This is a genomic window from Lentilactobacillus parafarraginis DSM 18390 = JCM 14109 (assembly GCF_001435895.1).
Taxonomy (GTDB): domain Bacteria; phylum Bacillota; class Bacilli; order Lactobacillales; family Lactobacillaceae; genus Lentilactobacillus; species Lentilactobacillus parafarraginis.
Window position 1 is genome coordinate 17,483 of record NZ_AZFZ01000001.1, and the last position, 22,362, is coordinate 39,844.

A 22,362-nucleotide genomic window follows, 5' to 3' on the forward strand; every position below is an offset into this window, starting at 1 on the left:
CCCTTAATAGTTAAAGATTTGTTTTCCAGGCAGATACTTGGATGCATCGATCATATTATTAATATCCAGATAAATTCTGGCATCATCCGTATTTAAATTCGCCAACACTTGATGATAGAAAGCATTGATGTCGTCATAGCGGTGATAGTCACTATATGATGTCGCCTTGGTCACCGTTAGCTGGCCCTTTGCTTCGTAATGGGTCAACGGATCCTCCTTGCTATTTTTTTCAATTTCGGAGAGTCCCGCCGGAACCGGGATCAATGAGGTATCAGCCACCCCGTAATTGACTTTTTGAGGGATCACATAGTTGGTGAAGCGAAAAACCAGTTCAGACTTGGCATTCAGCAGCAAGCTTTCAACTAATTCATCATCCTGACATTTTTCAATGCCGGTCAGCTGGTCCTGCGAATTATAATTATTAATTTGGCGAATGCGACTGTTATCATCAAAGAAAATGGTATGTAACCGACTGCCCTGTTCATCAAAGAGGGCTTCGGCAACGATATTACCATCGGTGTTGACGTATCGGGTCACCTTATTCTTACCAGAATGCGTTTCATACGGGGTCAGCTTGGCTAAATCCGGCTTGAGCACCTCAGTTTCCTTCAACGGAATGCCGGTGTGGTTTGCATAGACGTCTGCCAGTGTGATCATTCGAATCCCGGTTAAATGTTCCCGCGTTTGAATGTCAGTGAATTCCCACTGGGCCTGCCATACTTCATCGAAGTTAATCATTGCAAACAAAATTGCAATTTCAAACTTGTCATTAATCAAACTCAATAATTGCTTTAAAAAAGTTGGCTTTCTGATCCCCTGAATGGTGGTCACCAAGAAAATTGCCCGTTTCATTATTATCCTCCTCATACTAAAAGGGGGCTGGTGCAAAACACCTTGTTTTGCGAACAGCCTCTTTTCGGTTTCGTCAATCTAAGCTTGCCAATCCTTGGTATCTGTCAGGCCCAAATCTTCCTTTATTTTAGTGGTTGAAATGCCTTCCGTTCGTGGCAAATAAACGACTTCGCAATAGTCCTTTAAAAAGTCGAATTTGCCTTCCCAGTCGTCACCCATCACAAAGACATCGATATTGCGGTCCTGGACGTCGTGAATCTTTTGATCCCAATTGGTTTCGGGAATCACTTCATCAACGTATTTGATGGCTTCCAAAATGTACTTGCGATCTTCATATGATGTATAGGCTTTTTTGCCCTTCTCAGCGTTGAATTCATCGGAAGACAGGCACACTGTCAGATGATCACCAAGCGCTTTGGCACGCTTCAATAGTCTGACGTGCCCCTTGTGAAGCAGGTCAAACGTCCCGTACGTAATTACTTTTTTCATAAAATCTCCTACTTATCTGTTTCGTAAAATTAAAATAAACACAACTTAAATAGTAGCATAACCAGGTTCAACGTCAATATGAATTAACCATTATTAATAATAATTAAACTTAGTCCAGTTGATAAATGTTATAGAGATGAACTAAAATGACCTTTACAATTGCGTAAAGGGGAATGGCTAAAATCATGCCCATCAGTCCGGCAATGTTACCAGCTGCAAGCAGGATAATGATAATTGTTAGCGGATGAATCTCTAAGGATTTTCCAATAACGTTCGGGTAAACCAGGTTCCCATCAATCTGCTGAACAATTAAGACGATAATGACGTTGTAAACGAGGCTCATCCACCCACCGTGGGAAAATGACACCATTAAAGCCGGCGCAATGCCGATGTAAGGTCCCAGGTAAGGAATAATGTTGCAGATACCGGCAATGACTCCCAGCAGCAGCGCGTACGGCAGCCCAATAATCAGATAGCCAATGGCGGTAAACGTGCCGACAAATAAACATTCGATCATCTGACCGGAAATATACTTTGAAATGGTTCTGTTCATGGCAGCCAGCAGCTCCATCGTTTGCTCCCGGTGACGGGCTGGGAGAATTCGCTTAATGTTTGGGGCCAGGCGATTGCCGTCCTTTAACATATAAAACAGAACCACCGGAACGGTCACCGCAATTATCACCGCATTGGCCGCCGCAGAAATGATTCCCCCAATCCCACTGGTTAAGCCGTTAAAGAAGCTGTTGGCATAATCGGTAATGTTGGTGGTAAACTTCTTGGTCAGCTGAGAAAGGTCGATGGATTTGAGCATCTGCTGAGAGTTCATTTCCTTTAAAATCTTATCCAGAATTTGTTGACCATCATTTACCGCTCCGGGAACGGTATTGGCTAAATTAACAATCTGATTCAGCAGCTTGGGAATGAAGACGGTCGCCAGCAGCACAATCACGCCGATGAGCAGCAGAAATACCAGGGTAACAGCCCACGTTCGTGAAATATGCCGCTTGCCCAGAGGCACCTTGATCATCAGATTAACAACTGGATTTAACATGTAAAATAAAATACCTGCCAGAAGGATCGGGACAAAGATGGTCGAGAAAAAGACCCCGATTGGCGAGAAAATGAAGCTGATTTGCGTACATCCCCAGATGATCCCGACGACCAACAAGATTTCCAGGGACCAAAACATGAGGGGAGAATTTTTTAATCTATCAAACATTCAGCGACCTCTCCTATCTCAAAATAAGTTAATATCGTTATTGTAGCATAATTTTAGTACCAACAATGGTCCCCAAAAAATGCCATTGCCTTGAATTTCAGCCAGCCGCACTGACAACAATAAAAAATGACCGTGACAATTAACTGTCCGGTCACTTCTTGGGGCTTCATTATTGTTGACGAGAAAGTGCCAAATAGCGCTCGTACCAGATTGCGATAAAGGCCTTGGAAAACGGGCCCTTTTCGTTGTCAATCCAGTCCACAAGAATTCGAACGTTGCGCTTGAGAATCCGATCAATCTCCGGCCCGTAATTCCAGCGCTTGCTGAACGCGAGATACTCATCAGCATCCAACAATTTCCGCCGGCCATCCGGGAAAACTTTAACATCCAGATCATAATCGATGTATTTCAATGCTTCCTTGTCCAATACATACGGAGATGCCAAATTACAGTAGTAGGCAATTCCGTCCTCACGAATCATCGCGACAACGTTGAACCAGTAATGTTTATGAAAATAAACCAAGGCGGGTTCCCGGGTTACCCAATGACGGCCGTCATCTTCGGTAACCAACGTATGATTATTACAACCAATAAGCGAATTCTCGCCGTTTTTCAACACCATCGTGTCTCGCCAGACCCGATGCAGGCTACCATCGTGCTTGTAGCTCTGAATCGCAATGAAGTCGCCTTCCTTCGGTGATTTTTGTTCACGTGGCATTGTGTGACCCACTTTCTGATTAACCGATTAGTTACGAGTTGTGACTAATCCATTGGTAATTATATCAGAGTAATGCATAATTGCCGAATGAATTTAATCGGCGTTAAGGGATTCCAAGACTTGTGAAATGTCATCCATCGCAAATCCCTTGCGGAAAAGTGCCTGTTTGGTTTTTTGCAGCTGCTGATATTTTTCGAGCTTGGCATACTTTTGCCAATATTTTTCAGCAACTTTACCAATGAGTTCTTGATCCTGCCCCGCCAATTCACTCGTGTCCACTTGGGTCATAATCTCACCGACGACGTCAAATCCGAACCCCCGGCGAACCAACGTTTCCTTGGTTTTATTGACGGCCATCTTTTCGGAATCTTGCTTGTGATGAGCGATTAAATTTTGGGCAACCGCGACGCCGACTTCAATCACTTGATCAACCGGATAAAAATCAGCCAGAGCCGCTTCAATCGTTGGCTTGGCAACTTTTTTCCGGCCGAGCCGCTGGCGAATCCAATTGGGGCCATTTTTCCCCTCCCGGACCACCGTTCTAACATAGCTGCCGGCATACTTTTGGTCGTTAACCAGCTGCTGGTCCTTTAATTTAGCGATCACCGCATCGATTGCGTCCTGATCCTCGGTAATTTCGGCTAATTTGGTACGAACCTCGTTTTCGGTTCGTAATTGGTGAGCGAGGTAGTTTAGGGCCCGATTATGAAGCTTAGACACGTTATCAGCGGCCTTGAGCTTTTCAATCAGCGGATCGTCAACTTCCATTCCCTTGAACAATCGAAATTTGATCAGCACTTCCTCACTCACCGGAAACGCATAGTGGCCATCTACGTACACGTTAAAGCGCCCCTTGCGTTTTTGAGCTTCAATTTTGGTAATTGACTTAGGCATCATGTCGGTCCTTTCTATGTCATCTTTCAGATTCCGTTCACTTTAAGGGATGAATTTGCTATACTGAAAATAATTTGAATGAGCTAAACTAAAAAAATCGAGGCATAAAATATGATAACTGCACACGTTGTTTTTGCAACCATTACCGGGAACAATGAAGATATCGCCGACATTGTCACCGAGCATCTCGAAGACGGCGGCGTCAAGGTTGAAGAAACCGAAATCTCCCAAACAGACCCCTCAGCATTTGAGGACGTCGACATCTGCGTCGTTTGTCCCTACACTTACGATGAAGGCGCCCTGCCAGAAGAAGGGCTGGACTTCTATGAAGATTTAGCCGATGAGGACCTCTCCGGTAAAGTATATGGCGTTGCTGGCTCTGGCGACACGTTCTATGAAGAATACTACAATGTTTCGGTCGATAAGTTCGAAGAAACGTTCGAAAAAACCGGTGCTACCAAGGGGGCCGATTCGGTCAAAATTAATTTGGAGCCCGACGAAGACGACATCAAGAAGCTGGATGCGTTCACCGACAAATTGATTGAAGCAGCCAAGAAGAATCAGTAATTTCAATGAGTCAACTCCAAGGAGGCTGCCACAAAACGGTTCGTTTTGCGGCAACCTCCTTTTGTGTCCAATTAGGTTCTCACTGAATGGTGGCCAGCAAGTCCTGCCACAGGTAATTAGCGATGCTTATGATGGTGCTTGCGCGCAGAGTTGGCCCGGCGAATGACGGTTTCCAACGCATCCTGCTGTTCGGGAATTTTACCCAGGCGCAGTTCCTGAATCGTTGCGTTAACAACGCCGCCAAACAACATAATCACGCCCGAAAAGTCCAACCAGAACATGAGCACAATGAAGGTCCCGATTGTTTTGTAGGTATCAATTCGGTGCGCAAAAAATCCCAGGTAAATTGTGAACGCCTGGGCCAGCAACATTAACCCCAGCGTTGCCAGCAACGCGCCGACCCAGACGTAACGAAATTTCACCTTCGCGGTTGGCACAACGTAAAGCAACACACTTAATAGCAGCCACACAATGAGAAAGGTTGTCGGCCACTTGGCAGTTGAAATAAAACTAATAATCCAGGTTGGAATCTGTAAAATTGGTGACAGCCAGTTAAAGACCAACTGACTAAATGCGAATACCAGCATGACGGCCACAACAATCACAATCAGGACCAGCATCCATAGAAATGAAATCACCCGATTAGAGATGGCATTTTGATTGACCGCCACCCCATAAGTCTTATTAATACTGCGCTGAAAGGCCGCAATTGCCCGACTGGCAGACCAAATCGTCACAATCAGCCCGATTGATAATTGGCTGGTGCCACCGCTGGTAAGGGTTGAATCGATCACCGGCTTCAGAATGGCGTAAATGCGGTCCGGGAAAATGGGCTCCAGATACAGCATAATGTCGGCGGTATGAAAATGAAACAAATTCAAAATACTGCCGGCAATGAAAAGAATTGGAAAAATTGATAACAGCGAATAAAATGCGAGGACTGCCGCGGAATCCGACACGTCTCCCTGTGAATAATGGCTGATTAACAATTGAATAAATTGTTTGGTTTTCAGAAAAAATGATTTCATCATTGATTACCTGGTTCAACTATCTGATTTGGTAAATTGATTTTTGATGGCAGCCAAAATGCGCATTGACGCCTTCCCATCTCCATACGGGTTTTGCGCCTCAGCCATTTGACGATATTCCTGGGGATCATCCAGAAGGCTTTCCATGTTCGTCCGGATCACTTGGGGATCGGTCCCCACTAGCCGAAGCGTCCCTGCTTTAATCCCTTCCGGCCGTTCAGTGGTGTCGCGAAGAACCAGTACCGGCTTCTTCAACGAGGGCGCCTCTTCCTGCACGCCACCGGAATCCGTCATGATGAAGTAGCTTCGAGCGGCCATGTTGTGAAAGTCTAGCACGTCCAGCGGTTCAATCAAATGAACTTGCGGATTGCCGTCAAACACCTGATGGGCGGCTTTCTGCACAACCGGGCTTAAATGAACCGGGTAAACAACTTCGGCATCCGGATGTTTCTTTAAGACGTCAGCAATTGCCTTGAACGTCCGAATCATTGGCTCTCCCTGATTTTCGCGCCGGTGCATCGTCAGGAGAATCATCTTCGAATTGGTTTTCAGCTCATCAAGGACCGAGTGTTGATAGTCGGCCGAGACGGTTCGCTTCAACGCATCGATGGCGGTATTACCCGTCACAAAGATTTTGTCGTCCGGATGATTTTCTTTCAACAAATTATTCCGGCTGACCTGGGTTGGCGCAAAGTATAAATCAGAAAGCACGTCGGTGAGTTGCCGATTCATTTCTTCGGGATACGGCGACAGCTTGTTCCACGTCCGCAGACCAGCTTCAACATGGCCAATTTCAACCTGATGATAAAACGCGCTGACACTTGCCGCGAAGGTGGTGGTCGTGTCACCATGAACCAGAATGATATCCGGTTTGGCTTCGGCCACGATTGGGTCTAATAAAGTCAAAACCCGGGTGGTAATGTCACTCAGGGTCTGATTTTTTTTCATGATGTTTAAATCATAGTCCGGCTGAATGTGAAAAATATCTAACACTTGGTCGAGCATTTCCCGGTGCTGGGCGGAAACAACGGTAATTGGCTCAAAGTCGTCCTGCTGTTTCATCAGTAAAATAATCGGAGCCATTTTAATGGCTTCCGGGCGGGTTCCAAAGATTGTCATGACTTTAATTGGTTTCAATATATAGCGCTCCTTTTGACATGTGATTTCATTATAGCAAAAATTAGCAGTTGAAAAAGACCAGTCACTAACAAAATCGACATCGATGACGACCCTAACTTAAATTTTGGCAAACGGGGCCCTTGAACACTCAGTTTCCGACCGTCTAAATCAATCAGCTAGGCGCTTATTTATCAAAAATTAACCACTCCGTAAACTTTTCGAATTTATGTATATGGTATAATCATTTGTTGTACATAGGGATCATTTTTTCCAAAGGGTGGGATTGGCGCTGGATAATCATTCCCATCCGAATTTTACTCAGGTCGTTATCCCTGGTAAATCAAGCATCTCGTTACAATCACGTTCGTAGATCGAAAATATTGGAGGCTCTATTTTGAAGACAATCAGTCTAATTGTTCCCTGTTATAACGAGGAACCGACTGTTGAGTTATTCTTTAATACAACAGAAAAGGTATTTCAAAAGCTGAATGACACTCGTGAGGAACGGTATCAACCCGATTACTTGTTTGTAAATGACGGATCGGCTGACAAAACCCTCGCCGTCATGCGCAAACTGCATCAGGCCCATCCGGAAACGGTTCACTACCTCTCGTTCTCCCGGAACTTCGGTAAGGAGTCAGCATTAGCAGCCGGGCTCAGCAACGCCCACGGTGATTACGTTGCCGTCATGGATGTGGATTTGCAGGACCCCCCAGAGCTGCTGCTTAAAATGGTGGCGATTTTGGAAGACCCAAACCAGGACTACGAAGTTGTCGGCTGCGTTCAAACATCGCGGAAACAAAACCCCATTCGGGGATTTTTGTCCGCCAGTTTCTACAAGGTCATCAATAAAATGTCCCGGGTTCAAATCAGACAAAACGTCCGCGATTACCGCTTAATGACCCGCAAGTACGTCGACGCGTTACTGGAGCTGCCTGAATATAATCGGTTCAGTAAAGGCATGTTTTCATGGGTTGGGTTTAACACAAAGTACCTGAAGTACGAAGGGGTTCCCCGGGCAGCCGGCACCAGTTCCTGGTCGATTTTCCAGTTGTTTGAATACTCCTTGGAGGCCGTCGTTGACTTTTCAGACGTTCCGCTGAAAATGGCCACTTTAATTGGCGGAATCATTAGTTTTCTGTCAGTCATTGGCCTGTTGTTCGTTGTCATTCGGGCAATCTTCTTTGGCGGATCCGTTAACGGTTGGGCTTCACTGGTATCAATCATCCTTTTCTTGAGCGGGGTCCAGTTATTCTGTCTCGGAATTGTTGGCAAGTATATTGGTAAGATCTATCTGGAAACCAAACATCGACCAAAGTTCATTATTGCAGAAAGAAAATAGGCCATGAAAAAAATCATAACCCTTTACCATCAATACCAGGAAGTCATTTCATATCTCTTTTGGGGAGTCGTCACCACCGTCGTCAATTTGGCGGTGTTCCAGATTTTCCAAGTCTTCACCAATTGGAATTACATGATTAATAACACGATCGCCTGGTTCATTAGCGTGTTGGTTGCGTACCTGTCCAACCGGGCATACGTCTTCCATTCGACCACCACCGGCCTGAGTGCCTATCTCCGCGAGATTACGTCGTTCTTTGGCGGACGCCTGGCCGTTTTGGTGCTCGAACAAGGAATCCTGTTCGTCGGAATCACCCTGATGCATGGCGGCCCCTTCATTGTCAAAATCATTGACAACGTTATCGTGGTGATTTTAAACTACTTCTGGTCTAAATGGGCCGTCTTCCGGGATAAGAAAAAAATGAGTCACTAATAACTTTACCGAAGCTTTTAATTAAGGAGGCCTTGGCATGCCCCGTCACATTAACCGACAAACATTACGTAAACGCCGGGAAGAATTTCCGGAAGGGTTTTACACCACTGCCGACGGCTTCAAGCTGTTGGGAATGGCCGCAATTATTATTGCGATTCTTGTATTCGCCGCTAAAGCGTTAATGTAACTTATCATCATAAACGCAAAGGATCCGCCGCTGAGCTGTAAAAGCTCGCCGCCGGATCCTTTATATTCGCCAGAATCTCACTTAAGAACGTCGTCAATTCTCGCCAATGATCATTTGGTATTTATTTTGTCAATCGGAATGCCAGCTGCCTTGGCAATTCGTTCACCATATTCCTGATCGGCATTATAAAAATTCTGAATCGCCAGGGTTTTGATTTCATCATTATTAAACGTCCCAAACAAGTCAGCAATTGTCTGAATCAAGCGATCTTTCTCCTCCGCGGTCATCAGTCGATACAGATCACCGGCTTGGGAGTAAAAGTCCTGGTCATAAGCTTTGAAATGCCCAGTAACCCCCTCAACCTTGTCGCCGTGAATTTCAGCCTCATTGTCTTCCTGGGGCCCGCCCTTACTATTCGGCTCATAATTCACGCTGTTGTCTTGGCCGGAAGACATAAACCCGTCCCGCTCATAATTGGCAACTTCGTTAAGGGGCCGATTAACTGGAAGGCTCTCATAGTTTGATCCCAAGCGATACCGAGCCGCGTCCTTATAGCCAAACAATCGGCCCTGAAGTAATTTATCTGGAGACGCTTCAATTCCCGGAACAAAGTTGGCTGGTGAAAAGGCCAATTCTTCAACCTCGTCAAAATAATTGAGTGGATTTTCATTGAGAATGAATTCCCCAATTTTGATTAAGGGGTAATCTTTGTGAGAAACAACCTTGGTCACGTCAAAAATGTCAGATTTATAATCGAATCCTTCATCATACGGGATGATCTGAACGTCAACATCCCATTTAGGGTAATTTTTTTGATCGATCGCCTCGTATAAATCGTGCAGCAGGTAATCCGTGTCCTGGCTGGCAGCCTTTGCCGCAGTTTCGGCACTCATGTTATGAACCCCTTGTTCACTAATAAAGTGGTACTTCACCCAATACGCCTTTCCATCAGCGTTGACCCACTTGAAGGTATGGCTTCCATACCCATTCATGGTTCGATAACTTTCTGGATTGCCTCTATCTCCCATCAAATAGGTGAGCTGGTGAGTACTTTCAGGTGAGTGAGCCCAGAAGTCCCACTGCATCTCATTATCCCGCAGATGGGTTTGCGGATCTCTTTTTTGCGAGTGGATAAAATCCGGAAACTTGAGCGGGTCATTTATAAAGAAGATCGGCGTATTATTACCGACAATGTCATAGTTGCCTTCGGTGGTATAAAACTTAATGGCAAACCCACGAACATCCCGAATGGTATCTGGATAACCGGATTCTCCGGCAACCTGTGAGAATCTTACTCGTACAGGCGTTTTCTTACCTTCACCGTTAAATAAATCCGCCTTGGTATAAGCTGACATATCGTGAGTGAGTTTAAAATACCCTTTAGCGCCTGCACCCTTTGCATGGACAACCCGTTCAGGAATTCTTTCCCGGTTGAAACGGGCTAATTTTTCAAGCAATGCGTAGTCCTGCATTAAAACCGGGCCACGCTCGCCAGCGGTTTGGGAATGGTTATTATTGGCCCAGGGTTGACCTGCTTCAGTAGTTAATTTTTTTGGCATTTTTATCGGCCTCCTCTAACTAGCGATCATCTTTGATAAGAAACTAGCTAGAGTTTACGATAGGAAACCAGGGATTTCAATTGTTTCCACTTACGATTTAAAAGGCCCGCGCTTAACAGGATAAATGCCGGTTGGCGAGGCCATGCTTATGATGGTGTCACGGCTGGAATCTGTTTTTCCCCAATCATAGAAACAATTGCCAGCGGCGAAAAAGCCAGTAATTGTTTTGGGGGGCGACCATTTTTCGATGGAAATTAAAATAGAGAATGCCGGAACATCAACGTTTCCGGCATTCTCTATTCTTTTAGTGTGACCATTTTATGACCCCACCCGGACTCGAACCGGGATCAACCGCTTAGGAGGCGGGTGCCCTATCCAGTTGTGCTATGGGGCCAAAAACAACCACAACAATTTTCTCATTTATTAGCAGGCATGTAAAGCGAATTATTTTTCAGTGCGCTTATGGTGCATGCCCTTGCGCTTTGAGTGCTTATTCTTCTTATGATGAGGTCTAGGCTTCAGTTGATGCCCCCGAGGCTTGTCAGCTTTCTTGTGGGTCGGTGATTTGGTAGCTGGCGGTGTTTCGGGTTGCGAGGTTCCAGATTCATCTTCTGCGGATAACTTTTCGGACATCTCGGGCTTGGTATCGGAAAGTTGGTTCCCATCAAAGTAGATGTTCTGCAGGTCAAAGTGATCGCGGACCATCTGCTTTAAACGACGCAGATCATGATCGTCACCCATATTAATGACCAGGCCATCTTCGTGCATCCGCCCGGTGCGCCCAACCCGATGGGTATAGGTCTTGGCATCCCTGGGCAGATCAAAGTTAATCACCGCCGGCAATTTAGGAACATCAATTCCCCGGGCGGCAACGTCGGTCGTCAAAAGCAGGCGCACCTTGCCCTTACGAAAATCGCGAAGGGCGTTCTGGCGGCTGGTTTGACTCTGTTCGCTGGTTAATTTGGCAGCCTCACGGACGTGGCGGTGAATGAGAAACCCGGAAACCTTCTGTAACGTATTGAGCTGATCAAAGAAAACCAACGCTTTAAAATCTTTCATGTGCAGAAACCGCAGTAACATCTGCGCCTTTTTATGGCTGGATACCTGCAGCTGACCATGCTTAACGTTTCCTTGGGTATCATCGATGGCACTCACGTCGAAGGTTTTCATATCCTGAACAAACCACCGATTAACATTTTTAAGAATATCATTTTCAGTCGCCGAGAAAAAGCCTAACTGAGTGGCTTCAGGCGCTTTATCGACCAATTCACGAATCGCCGGTAGCGTGTCCTCACTCAGTAAGTTATCGGCCTCGTCAATCACAATCGTCTGCACGTTTGTTAACTTCAGCTTGCCTAAATTAATCAGATCCATCAGCCGTCCGGTTGTGCCAACAATGATGTTGGGGTGATCTTTCAGTCGTTCAATCTGGCGTTTCATGTTTGCGCCACCGACAATTCCCTGAGTGGTTAAATTGATCAGTCGGCCCCACTCTTGAATTGTCTTCTCAGTTTGCATGGCAAGTTCTGCAGAAGGTTCCACCACAATCAGGGCGGTGTCGTCCTCAGGTTTGATCCTTGATAACAACGGCAAGGTAAAGGCCACCGTCTTCCCGGAGCCGGTCGGGGCAATCCCGACGACATTCTGCCCGGCAAGTAACGGTTCATAAACCGCTTTTTGAATTGCGGTCCATGATTGGTAACCTAACTTTTCGGCATGCGTTTGAAATTCACTAATCACGTTGATCTCCAATCACCTTCTCGCCCTCGCCAACAAAGAAAATGTGGGCATCTTGACGAAGGTTAAACAGAATTTTATTCACGTAAACACTTAATTGACGCCAGTATGCGTAGTCCTTTTGATTCTGAGGATTTTCGGGGTCATTGATCACCCGGGCAAAATCCTGAGCCTCGGGAATCATCGGATTAGTGCCGTCATCCTCACCAAGGACGTGGCGTTGACCGTCCGCATCCACATAGTTAACGTGCTGAATTTCACCACCATCGTCAATTTCAATGAGGTCCTTTAACCCATAAATTTCAGATGTCATGTGAGAATTGGAGATCTTGGAGAAGTTTAACGTGACTGTGTATTCAGGATAGCTGAGCACGGCGGTGCCCTTGCCATCAACACCGGTCCGAATTAACTGCGGGAAGTAGGCAACTTCTTCGGGCATGCCAAAGAGTGTCACCGCATCATAAACCGTGTAAACGCCGAGATCCTGCAGTGCGCCACCGCCAAACTTCGGTGAGAAGACGTTGGGAACCTCCCCGGCGAGGACCTTATCGTAGCGCGAAGAGTACTTGGAATAGGTAAATTCCGCACCGGAAACGGTCTTTAACTCACCTAATTGCTTGGCAATCGCGTGAAAGTTTGGGGTGTGAATATTTCGAGCAGCTTCAAAATACATAACGTCAGGGTTCTGATCTAACAGTCGTTGAATTTCAGCCATTTGTTTCTGATTCATGAATGCCGGTTTCTCAACAATCAGGTTCTTATGATGGGCAATCGCCTGCTTTGCCTGTTCAAAGTGCAGGCTATTGGGCGACGCGATGTAAACCGTATTAAATTGATCCGAAGAAAAGAACGCGTTCAAGTCATCAAAGGTTGCCGTGGCGCCATTCTTTTCAGCAAATTGGGTTGCTGTGTCCTGATGCCGGGAATAAACCGTGGTTAATTGGTACTGCTTGGTTGCTTGAGCCGCCTCAACAAATTGCTGGGTAATCCAGTTGGTACCGATAATGCCTAATTTAATCATTTAGATAACCGCCTTTCCTGATTAAATTGTAACAAGGTTTTAACGTGATTAACATCTAAAATGCCTTCTATGCATATATAATAACGTCTATAATGCTACTGGGTTGCAATTATTGATTGTAGGGGATGTTTTTGTTGCGCAAAAGTAAATTTGCTATTTTTTTAGTGTCATTTTTAGTGGGGGTTTTTCACACCCCGAAACGGCCGGCCAAGTCGACCGACCAGATTGATCCGCTTTTCTTTGCCGGTACCTGGTATTTTACGGATCGGCGGAAACGAGAACATCGAATTGAGATTGGCCCGGATTTACAGCTGACAATTGATGGGGAAAATTTGTCAGCTAAGGTCTCAGAGATTCAAAAGTACGAAGTTTCGTATATTGACCGCTATGGTTATAAATTAGAAATTCGGGCTAATGAAACGCGGCCAGTAAAATTTTATGATGAATCAGAAAACATGACCTTCGACTTGCGACCCGATTCAGCGAGGCTTAACTAGGCCCAGAAAAATCAAAATCAGCGATTATCCAATTATGGATGGTTGCTGATTTTTTGGTTTGCGGCCCATAATATCCAAGCCACAACTTGTGTTTGGTTAGTTTTCGTCTAAGTACCGGGCCCACTGCTTCTCGTTACCGTTGAACACGGTCATCGGTAAAAAGAGGATTTGTCGGTCAACTTTAAAACTCTGCTTATCGGTTACCTGAATAAACGTATCATCGGCATTCGGTTTGCCGAGTTGCCCATTGGTCACCCAGAATTGGTGCTTATGAGTCGCGGCAATTTTAAGGCGGGAAATAATATCCCGTGAGGCAGAAATCATGACCGGCCGCTGATAGTAGCGGTGTAATTCATCCATTAGCTGCCGCAGGCGTTTTCGAACCAGGGGCCAGTGAAGCGAACTCGCGTCAAAGGTGCCATAGTACTGAACGGCAATGCAAATTGGCAGTCCCCCGGTATTGGTCGTCACCTGGCGAACAAAGTTTTTGAACTGGGCGGTCGCGGAGCTGGTGAAGCTAAAGTAGTGGTAAACCCCGATTGGCAGCTGAGAACCCTGACTGCGCTGAAAGTTACTTTGAAAATTGTCGTCGGTAAAGGCCGCTCCCTGAGTTGCCTTTAAATAAACAAACTTCACCCCATCGCTCTTTAAACTTTCAAAATCAATGTAGCCGTTGCTCTGATCAATCATGACGCCCTTAATTGGATACTTTTTCAATTCTTGTTGAGCGTGCCAACGCCAAATTGAAAAGGCCGCCACAAGGGCCAAAATCACCAAAAAAATGCCGAAAACAACCCGCCGAGTTCGGACACGCCGTCGGTAAGTTTCAGCATAAATTGGTTGAACGTCTTTACGTCTCATTTAATATCGTCATCTCAGTTACAGGGGTCGGCCACGGGTTTATTATCATGACCGGGTTGGTGCTGGGCAGCGTGATCCATTCAAACAAAGACCTGACGCTTATTTTAGCCCCTGGTACTTTCAATTATATTTTGGACGTTGCGGATTGTATCTTCAGTGGCTGGTCCCATTCGAACCGACGCCATCATGAACAGGGTGTCCACGATGGTCATTTGGGCAAGCAGCGAATACATCCCTTCTGAGCGATAATTTGACTCGTCACTTGATGAAATAAAAGCCATATCACAGTGAGTGGCTAACGGGGAGTCCTGATAACTGGTCACCCCAATAACCGGAACCTTCCGGCGCTTCAGGGTTTCGGCGATTTTAATTGTCTGCCGATTCTTTCCAGAATGGGATATCACAATCGCGCAATCGTCCTCTGTCAATTTTACCGCTTCCATGAGCTGGACGTCAAAGTCAGGATAATAAAACGAATCAATCGAAGTCCGCAAAAACTTGTGATAACCGTCCAACGCAACAACCGACGACCCGCCAAGGCCGAAGAATCCCAGTCGGCGGCAGTGAATGATTCGCAGAACCGCCCGGGCAAATTCAGATTCGTCAATGCCTTCCCGCGTGTCTTGAATGGCTCTTTGCGAACTGGTAAAAATCTTATCGGCAATTGTTGCCAACGTATCGTTAGCATCGATATCCTTAAAAATTGGTAGGTTTTGGGGCCGCAACTGCGTGTAAGCAAGCGAGAGGGTAAATTCCCGGAAGTTGGCAAATCCCAACGTCTTGACGAGTCGTGAAACCGAGGCCGTTGACGTTTCGGTCACCGCGGCCAAATCTTCAATGTTGGCCTCTGAGGCCGCTTGGGGATTTTCGATGACGTACTTGGCAATTTTCTTATTTGTTCGACTTAAATTGTCAAACGACTGTTTGAGCATTTGAACTGGCGAGCTCATTTAATCACCCTTCTTTTCTTGAATTAGTTACTGACAGATTATAGTAGAAGTAACGGATAGCTATTGTAAATATTTTACAACAAAATGCTTGCATTGTGAAATTGATTTTCATATAATATTGAAGTCGCTTACATGAGGTGAACTTTAAGATGCTTATATTTGATGCAATTTAACCAACATGGTAAATTTAGTTGAGGGCGGTTGCGAATTTTATTTACTTGGTTATGGATTTGAAAACACTATGAACAAATCCATTTCTTGGCCATTATCTTAATCATTTTACCGTCATTTTTCATGTTCGCCAACCGAAAATTATCAGTTTAAGACAGAAAGGAAGTTATATTGATGGATTATACACTGGGTGTCGATATTGGGACAACAAGTGTTAAGACAGTGCTCTATGACACCAATGGCAAGGTCCATGGGTACTCCAACAACGGTTATCCCCTCTATCAGGATACGCCGGACATGGCTGAAGAGGATCCAGAAGAAATTTTTTCTGCAATGCAGGATGGCATCACCGAACTGATTCGTAAGGCCAATTTAAAGTCTGGAGAATTGAAAGGGGTTGCACTTTCATGCGCGATGCACAGTCTGATTCTTCTTGATTCGGATTACAAGCCGCTCACCCGAGCCATTACTTGGGGGGATAACCGAGCAGTTCAGTATGCCGACGACTTGAAGGCCAGTCCCGAAGGCATGGAAATTTATCAGCATACCGGCACCCCGATTCACCCAATGACGCCGTTAACCAAGCTGATCTGGTTGAGAAACGATCATCCGAAATTATTCAAAAAAGCGCGCTGGTTCGTTGGCATCAAAGAATACATTCTCTACCGCCTATTTGGGGTTTTAAAGGAAGATTATTCGATCGCCAACGCGACTGGGATGTTTAACATCTATAACATGGATTGGGATGAGCAGGCCTTGAAGCTGGCTGGCGTTACCCGCGATCAGTTACCAGAGCTGGTTGACACCACTTATCAGCTCAAGGGAATGCACGACCAGTATGCCAAGGTTTTGGGAATTGATGCCAATACGCCATTTATTATCGGCGCTTCCGATGGTCCGCTGGCAAACCTTGGGGTTAACGCGATCAAACCGGGAGTCGTCGCCGTTACCATTGGTACTTCCGGCGCCGTTCGGGTGGTTACAGACAAACCCCATACCGATCCAAAGGCCCGGGTTTTCTGTTACTACCTTGCCAAGAACATGTGGGTCATCGGCGGCCCCGTTAACAACGGCGGCGTGGTCTTCCGCTGGGTCCGCGATCAATTATGCGCCCCTGAAAAGGTCACTGCCGAACAGATGGGCATTGATCCTTACGACCTGTTAACCCAAATTGCCGGCCGAATTCCAGCCGGCTCTGACGGCCTGCTGTTCTTCCCATTCTTGGGTGGCGAAAGAGCGCCAATCTGGGATGCAAACGCCCGGGGATCCTTCTTCGGCCTCAATCGAACCCATACCAGAGCGCACATGATTCGTGCCGTCCTCGAAGGAATTGTTTATAATCTATACACCGTGATGCTTGCGCTTGAAGAAGTGGTTGGGCGCCCAACCAGTATCCAGGCAAATGGCGGCTTCGCCCGTTCCCCGCTTTGGCGGCAAATGCTCACGGATATTTTTGAACAGGACGTTGCCATTCCTGAAAGTTTTGAAAGTACCGCACTCGGAGCTGCCACACTGGGGATGTACAGCCTTGGCCTTATTGACAATCTTTCAGACGTTTCAAACTTTGTGGGCACGACGGTTGTCCATCATCCGGATCCAAAGAACTTCCCAGCCTACCGGGAATTAATCCCAATCTACATTCGGCTGAGTCGTTCGCTGCAGCCGGAATACAAGAATATCGCTGACTATCAACGACGTCATGAACACAAAGACGACTTATCGGGAAAATAAGTACGAAAGAATACAAAAGGGTTTAAATTCGAAAGGAGATTGATGAAATGCAACTTCTTGCGCTATTAATCGGTATCATATTCTTACTGGTTTTAATCATCAAATTCAAAATTAATACCTTCGTTTCGTTGGTATTAACCGCTGCCGTAACGGCAATCATGCTTGGCATGCCGCTGGGAAAAATTGCTGATTCGATCACCAACGGAATTGGCAGCCAGTTAGGTGAATTGTCAATGGTCTTCGGGTTTGGGGCCATGCTTGGCCGCCTGGTTTCTGATTCAGGTGGTGCCTACATGATCGCCAACACGCTGATCAAACGATTTGGTAAGGCCCGCCTTCAAATCGCTGTTATGATTGCTTCGTTCATCCTTGGGATTGCGTTGTTCTTCGAAGTCGGGATGGTCTTACTGGTTCCAATCGTCTTCGCAATTGCCGTTGAAGCCGGTGTGCCAATTCTTTATCTAGGAATTCCAATGGCAGCTGCTTTGTCAGTTACCCACGGATTTTTGCCACCCCACCCGGCACCAGTTGCCATTGCGCAAGTATTGGGCGCCAATGATGGCCGAGTATTGCTATTCGGATTTATCATCGCCATCATCGCTGCCTACATTGCCGGACCACTTTTCTCCAAATTAGCGCGTAAATACGCTCCGGAGGCCTTTAATCGTCGAGGAAACTTATCATCAATTGGTGAAGTGAAGCAATTCACTCCTGAAGAATCCCCATCGTTTGGGCTTTCAGTCTTAACCGCCCTATTCCCAGTTCTATTGCTGGCAATCGCGACGATCTATAAAATGGCCGTTAACGGTGGTGCAACACCAAAGAACCCGTCACTTCTGGACTCAATCATTGAATTCATTGGCTCACCAAGTATTGCCATGTTAATTTCATTATTCTTCGCAATGTGGTCAATGGGTTGGGCTCGGAAACGAACGACTGCTCAAATTATGGAATCCCTTGAAAACGCCGTTAAATCAATTGCCATGCTGCTTTTGGTTATTGGTGGTGGTGGCGCCTTCAAGCAGGTTCTAATCGATGGCGGTGTTGGTAAAGAAGTTGCCAAGATCTTCTTGGGTTCTTCAATGTCACCACTGCTTCTTGGCTGGTTGATCGCCGTTGTTCTGCGAATCGCCCTGGGTTCCGCAACGGTTGCCTCATTGACGGCCGCCGGAATCGTTGCCCCACTGATGGCGGCTTCCGGTGTTGACCCGGCCCTAATGGTACTGGCCATCGGTGCTGGTTCACTTGCCGCATCTCACGTTAACGATGCCGGCTTCTGGATGTTTAGAGAATATTTTGATTTAACAATCAAGCAAACCCTTCAGACTTGGACAGTCCTTGAATCGATCATATCGGTTGTCGGGATTGCGTTAGTCATGGTCATGAATCTATTCTTCCATTAAAATGGTTAGCGTAATTGATTATTCTGGAATTTAATTGATCAAAAAAATTAAGGGATTGACGCAAAGTAAAAACTCGCGTCAATCCCTTTTTGGGAATCATTTTTTGGCTAAAGTGGTTGGCCTGTTTCCGGCAGCCCCATTCTGCTATACTAGCCCAATAAAGCTTTCGAAAGAAGCGATTTCTGATGCATCGATTCCGACAAATTATTTCAACCATCCCCCTCAGCGGAATGGGCTTTCTCAGTGTTTACCTGATCGCCCACATCAAATCCCTTGACCACCTTGCCGGTAACTTTACTTGGTTTGACTGGCTCAACCTAATTAACGGTATTCTGATTTTTCCGATAACCTATCTAACCCTCAAAAATCAAATCGCAAAGTTTCGCGACCAGCCAACCCAGAGGCAGCCAAGCCAAAGTTCCACTGTCCGTGCCAACGCTGGCGCGACGTTCTACACAGCCGTCCAATCCAGTTTCATTGCCCCATTAATACCGGGAAGTTTCGGCATTCTTCCCATCAGATTCATTAATCAGCTGCTGAGCGGGTTATTGGCCTACATTATCGCAATACCAATTGCCCTGGGACTGATTTTCAGTCAATTGATGGGTAAACCCATCGTCAAAATACTGGTCCAAAAGCTTGAAATCCATCGTTACCGGGCTTCCATAGCCGAGTCGAAGTGGGTAACGCGGCTTTCACACGCTGAATTTGAAACCGCCCTTCGATCAGGGATTCCCCCACTGGTGATCATTGGCAACCAAACGTCTCAGGCGGCCCGTTTGACAATGCCAAAGATTCTATTCGCAATTGCCGCCAATTCAGTTGAGAGCGGCTATTATGAGGCAAATCCGGCGATTGCTTCCAATCCGTCACTCATTCCCACCCGATTTGAACAGCAATCGTTGCCCACAATCCTGAAGATTACCCCCTCTGGCCAAATCACGTCCTTGGATCTGGCCAACTTGAACCAGGCACTGGCCGTAATGGCCCAACGATAACCTCTCAATGAAATCGAAGCGTGATTAACCAATTCTCGTAAAACAAGCGACCCACCAGTAACCAACAATGGTTTGACTGGTGGATCGCTTACTTTTATTAATTTATTTTAAGTCCTTATACCCGATTAATTCTTGGAATTCGCACCCGCTGCCCCACGATAACGGCAACAGCTACTTTGAGCGTATCGCCGGGGATAAAGGCCAGATTGGCCATTACCGCTGGCAGCCAAGGCATCCCCGAGCCAATTATCAGCCAAAGGGAGCCGAGAATGTCAACCAGAAGAACGGCCCCAATCCAGGTCCCCACTGCCTGACGACCGGGATGATGCATGAACGCACTCGCGTTGACACTGGCGATAAATGCCGGCGTTAGCAGCCAACCAATTAAATAGCCAGCCGTGGGACCCACAAAGACGGCCGGTCCCGCTTGGCCGCCGCTTAGAATTGGAAACCCAAGTAGGGCGAGTAACAGAAATAATCCGACGGCGATGGTTCCCCGTTTTGGTCCCAAGACGATGCTGGCAATCATAATCCCGAGGTTCTGCAAGACAATTGGTACCGGGACAAAAGCCAGTGGGATCGGCGGAATCAACCCGAGAATGATGATCACTGCCGTCATCAGAGCAACTTGAGTCATGTCATGAATTTTCACGTAAACCTCCAATAAAATCGCGAGTGAGAGAAAAAATGGTTCGCTACCATGGTGGGATAACGCCATTAAGACAATCGATGCTTTTGTCTCAGCGCCCATCACTAACAAACTGATTCACAATCAAGCGCAATTGATTAGCCATGATAGTGACTGTTTGGCATGAAAACTTTTTTAACCTCACCACTGCTAACGGTGACCTGCAGGCCATTTTCTTGCTGAACCACTAAAGCTCCCTGATCGTTAAACCGGATCGCCGTGCCGACGATGGTCTGATTGCCCATGATAATCTCAACTTTTTGACCCAGAGTTTCGGATAATTTAGCATATTCCGGCAAGAACTGGCCGGTATGATATGTCTGATACATATAGAAAAAGTTATCAATGATTCCAGCCACAATCTGATTACGATCCACGTTACTTTGCCGGACGACCGCGCCAGCCTTGTCCCGAATATCACAGGGAAAGTCACTGGAACTAACGTTGAGACCGATGCCGACGATCACGTTTTCGTGAACCCCATCTTCCAAACTGGAAATGGCTTCGGTTAAAATGCCGCCACATTTTCGATGGTGCACCAGAATGTCATTCACCCATTTTACCCGAAAATCAACTTCCGGGAAAAAATGCTGCAGCGTCTGGATCACGCAGACCGCCGTCCCAGTGGTAATTAGGCCGGAGTGAATTTCTCGCCGGTCCTGCAGCGGGATCAGAACGCTCATATAGATCCCGGTCTGAGGAGGTGAATAAAAACGCCTGCCTAAACGGCCGTGGCCGCGGGTTTGCGTATCAGTCACAAACACCACCGGCTTGGCCAGCGGATAGGTCGAACTATACGCCTTTGCATAGTCATTCGTCGAGGTCAGGGTTTTAAAGCACTTCACATCCACCGGAAATGTGGTTAGTCGGTGGTGGGCAATCACCTGGGGGTCAAAGGTACTCGAGAATTTGTAAGCGTACCCCAGTCCCTTCTTGGTGATAATGGTGTGGCCCTGACGTTCCAATTTAAGGATATTATGGTAGACAGCCGGCCGACTGATATTGAGCTTTTTTGCGAGATCATTACCGGAAACGTATCGCCGATCGCATCTGAGAAGCTCATGTAGAATTTGTGATTGATAGTCTGACACTTCAGCATTCCCTCTTCTTCTCGATCGGCGACTTTTCCCATAAATTTTAAATTAAGTGAACACCCTTATCAACATACACAATATCGCCAGTCATCCCAGTTGCCAAATCACTCATCAAGAAGGCGGCAACATTGCCGATTTCTGCGGTGGTCACACTCTTCTGATCAACGGTTCGTGATTGAGATTCCTTCAGGAGTTCCCCATGGTGCTTGATTCCGGTAACGGCCAGTGTCTTAACCGCGCCAGCAGAAATGGCGTTAACGCGAACACCGGCATCCCCTAGATCAGATGCTAAATAGCGGACGCTTGATTCGAGGGCAGCCTTGGCAACCCCCATCATGTTGTAGTTCGGAATTGCCCGGGTTGACCCAAAGTAGGTCAACGTCAAGATACTTCCGGGATTGGTCAAGAATGGTTTGGCATAGCGACTCACCGCAATCAGTGAGTAAGCACTAATGTTTTGAGCCAAATCATACCCGTCACGGGTCGTATTCACTAAGCCCGACGTCAACGTGTCCTTATCCGCATAGGCAATCGCGTGAATCACGCCATCAATTTTCCCGTGCTTTTCCCCGATTTCTGCAAACGCCTTTTCAATGTTCTTGTCATCTGAAACGTCACATTCAACCAATTCGGAATCTTCGGGCACGAAGCGCTCAAGGCTCTTCTTAATTCGATCATTTTGATACGTCAGAATCACGTTGGCACCCTGGTCCAAAATCGCTTGGGTACATCCCCATGCGATGCTGCGCTTGTTGGCAACACCCATAATTACAATTGTTTTTCCATCTAAAAAGCCACTCATCAT

General features: G+C 46.5%; 23 protein-coding genes and 1 tRNA gene. 8 read left to right on the plus strand and 16 right to left on the minus strand.

Annotated features, from left to right (window positions below; translation table 11 throughout):
• Positions 1-3: 3 nt before the first annotated feature.
• From FD47_RS00065 to recX, 5 genes are all read right to left on the minus strand, one after another.
• Complete coding sequence (locus tag FD47_RS00065) at positions 4-852, minus strand: hypothetical protein (protein WP_054732145.1); 849 nt, start codon at positions 850-852, stop codon at positions 4-6.
• 78 nt (positions 853-930) lie between these two features.
• Positions 931-1,341, minus strand: coding sequence for a glycerol-3-phosphate cytidylyltransferase (tagD, locus tag FD47_RS00070; protein ID WP_054732143.1), 411 nt, complete (start codon positions 1,339-1,341; stop codon positions 931-933).
• A gap of 109 nt (positions 1,342-1,450) precedes the next feature.
• Entirely contained in the window at positions 1,451-2,560 is a 1,110-nt protein-coding gene (locus FD47_RS00075) for an AI-2E family transporter (RefSeq protein WP_225425045.1), read from the minus strand.
• A gap of 169 nt (positions 2,561-2,729) precedes the next feature.
• On the minus strand, positions 2,730-3,278 hold the full coding sequence (gene ntdP, locus FD47_RS00080; protein WP_008211949.1) for a nucleoside tri-diphosphate phosphatase: 549 nt from the start codon (positions 3,276-3,278) through the stop codon (positions 2,730-2,732).
• Positions 3,279-3,371: 93 nt separating this feature from the next.
• On the minus strand, positions 3,372-4,175 hold the full coding sequence (gene recX, locus FD47_RS00085) for a recombination regulator RecX (protein ID WP_225352670.1): 804 nt from the start codon (positions 4,173-4,175) through the stop codon (positions 3,372-3,374).
• 108 nt (positions 4,176-4,283) lie between these two features.
• On the opposite strand from recX, the gene FD47_RS00090 reads away from it, so the two are divergent.
• A complete protein-coding gene (locus tag FD47_RS00090; RefSeq protein ID WP_054732142.1) occupies positions 4,284-4,739 on the plus strand; it encodes a flavodoxin in 456 nt (151 codons plus the stop codon).
• Between the two features lie 116 nt (positions 4,740-4,855).
• Here FD47_RS00090 and FD47_RS00095 read toward each other — a convergent pair whose 3' ends face one another.
• Entirely contained in the window at positions 4,856-5,770 is a 915-nt protein-coding gene (locus FD47_RS00095; protein WP_008211946.1) for a YihY/virulence factor BrkB family protein, read from the minus strand.
• 12 nt (positions 5,771-5,782) lie between these two features.
• Entirely contained in the window at positions 5,783-6,904 is a 1,122-nt protein-coding gene (wecB, locus tag FD47_RS00100; RefSeq protein WP_162230578.1) for a non-hydrolyzing UDP-N-acetylglucosamine 2-epimerase, read from the minus strand.
• A 376-nt stretch (positions 6,905-7,280) separates the two neighbouring features.
• Between wecB and FD47_RS00105 the strand changes: the two genes are divergently transcribed.
• From FD47_RS00105 to FD47_RS15605, 3 genes are read left to right on the plus strand one after another with little or no spacing between them, the layout of a single operon-like run.
• On the plus strand, positions 7,281-8,228 hold the full coding sequence (locus FD47_RS00105; protein ID WP_054732140.1) for a glycosyltransferase family 2 protein: 948 nt from the start codon (positions 7,281-7,283) through the stop codon (positions 8,226-8,228).
• A 3-nt stretch (positions 8,229-8,231) separates the two neighbouring features.
• Positions 8,232-8,660 (plus strand): GtrA family protein, encoded by a 429-nt coding sequence (locus FD47_RS00110; protein WP_054732138.1) that lies wholly within the window; start codon positions 8,232-8,234, stop codon positions 8,658-8,660.
• Between the two features lie 37 nt (positions 8,661-8,697).
• On the plus strand, positions 8,698-8,847 hold the full coding sequence (locus FD47_RS15605) for a hypothetical protein (RefSeq protein WP_008211941.1): 150 nt from the start codon (positions 8,698-8,700) through the stop codon (positions 8,845-8,847).
• Between the two features lie 110 nt (positions 8,848-8,957).
• On the opposite strand, the gene FD47_RS00115 is transcribed toward FD47_RS15605, so the two are convergent.
• From FD47_RS00115 to FD47_RS00130, 4 genes are all read right to left on the minus strand, one after another.
• Entirely contained in the window at positions 8,958-10,406 is a 1,449-nt protein-coding gene (locus FD47_RS00115; RefSeq protein ID WP_054732136.1) for a catalase, read from the minus strand.
• A gap of 321 nt (positions 10,407-10,727) precedes the next feature.
• A tRNA-Arg gene (locus tag FD47_RS00120) sits at positions 10,728-10,800 on the minus strand.
• 50 nt (positions 10,801-10,850) lie between these two features.
• A complete protein-coding gene (locus FD47_RS00125; RefSeq protein WP_054732134.1) occupies positions 10,851-12,146 on the minus strand; it encodes a DEAD/DEAH box helicase in 1,296 nt (431 codons plus the stop codon).
• Positions 12,139-13,164 (minus strand): Gfo/Idh/MocA family protein, encoded by a 1,026-nt coding sequence (locus FD47_RS00130; RefSeq protein ID WP_054732132.1) that lies wholly within the window; start codon positions 13,162-13,164, stop codon positions 12,139-12,141. The genes FD47_RS00125 and FD47_RS00130 overlap by 8 nt, the downstream gene beginning before the upstream one ends.
• 125 nt (positions 13,165-13,289) lie before the next feature.
• Here FD47_RS00130 and FD47_RS00135 point away from each other — a divergent pair, with 125 nt between their 5' ends.
• Positions 13,290-13,661 (plus strand): DUF4828 domain-containing protein, encoded by a 372-nt coding sequence (locus FD47_RS00135; RefSeq protein ID WP_054732130.1) that lies wholly within the window; start codon positions 13,290-13,292, stop codon positions 13,659-13,661.
• 96 nt (positions 13,662-13,757) lie between these two features.
• Here the strand turns inward: FD47_RS00135 and FD47_RS00140 are convergent, their stop codons facing one another.
• Together FD47_RS00140 and FD47_RS00145 are read right to left on the minus strand one after the other, a co-directional pair.
• Complete coding sequence (locus FD47_RS00140) at positions 13,758-14,522, minus strand: GH25 family lysozyme (RefSeq protein WP_054732128.1); 765 nt, start codon at positions 14,520-14,522, stop codon at positions 13,758-13,760.
• Between the two features lie 104 nt (positions 14,523-14,626).
• Positions 14,627-15,472, minus strand: a complete 846-nt coding sequence (locus tag FD47_RS00145; protein WP_056979895.1) for a MurR/RpiR family transcriptional regulator — start codon at positions 15,470-15,472, stop codon at positions 14,627-14,629.
• A gap of 345 nt (positions 15,473-15,817) precedes the next feature.
• Between FD47_RS00145 and gntK the strand changes: the two genes are divergently transcribed.
• The 3 genes from gntK (at position 15,818) to FD47_RS00160 (ending at position 19,775) form a co-directional block, all read left to right on the plus strand.
• The gene (gntK, locus tag FD47_RS00150) at positions 15,818-17,374 is read left to right on the plus strand and encodes a gluconokinase (RefSeq protein WP_056979896.1); all 1,557 of its coding nucleotides are present in this window, start codon (positions 15,818-15,820) and stop codon (positions 17,372-17,374) included.
• Between the two features lie 47 nt (positions 17,375-17,421).
• Entirely contained in the window at positions 17,422-18,777 is a 1,356-nt protein-coding gene (locus tag FD47_RS00155; RefSeq protein ID WP_056979897.1) for a gluconate:H+ symporter, read from the plus strand.
• Positions 18,778-18,962: 185 nt separating this feature from the next.
• Positions 18,963-19,775, plus strand: a complete 813-nt coding sequence (locus FD47_RS00160; RefSeq protein WP_054732126.1) for a hypothetical protein — start codon at positions 18,963-18,965, stop codon at positions 19,773-19,775.
• A gap of 115 nt (positions 19,776-19,890) precedes the next feature.
• Here the strand turns inward: FD47_RS00160 and FD47_RS00165 are convergent, their stop codons facing one another.
• The 3 genes from FD47_RS00165 to fabI all read right to left on the minus strand — a co-directional run bounded on the left by FD47_RS00165 (position 19,891) and on the right by fabI (position 22,359).
• On the minus strand, positions 19,891-20,427 hold the full coding sequence (locus tag FD47_RS00165; RefSeq protein ID WP_056979898.1) for a biotin transporter BioY: 537 nt from the start codon (positions 20,425-20,427) through the stop codon (positions 19,891-19,893).
• A 134-nt stretch (positions 20,428-20,561) separates the two neighbouring features.
• The gene (locus FD47_RS00170; RefSeq protein ID WP_054732124.1) at positions 20,562-21,554 is read right to left on the minus strand and encodes a biotin--[acetyl-CoA-carboxylase] ligase; all 993 of its coding nucleotides are present in this window, start codon (positions 21,552-21,554) and stop codon (positions 20,562-20,564) included.
• 46 nt (positions 21,555-21,600) lie between these two features.
• A complete protein-coding gene (gene fabI / locus FD47_RS00175) occupies positions 21,601-22,359 on the minus strand; it encodes an enoyl-ACP reductase FabI (RefSeq protein WP_054732122.1) in 759 nt (252 codons plus the stop codon).
• Positions 22,360-22,362 lie beyond the last annotated feature (3 nt).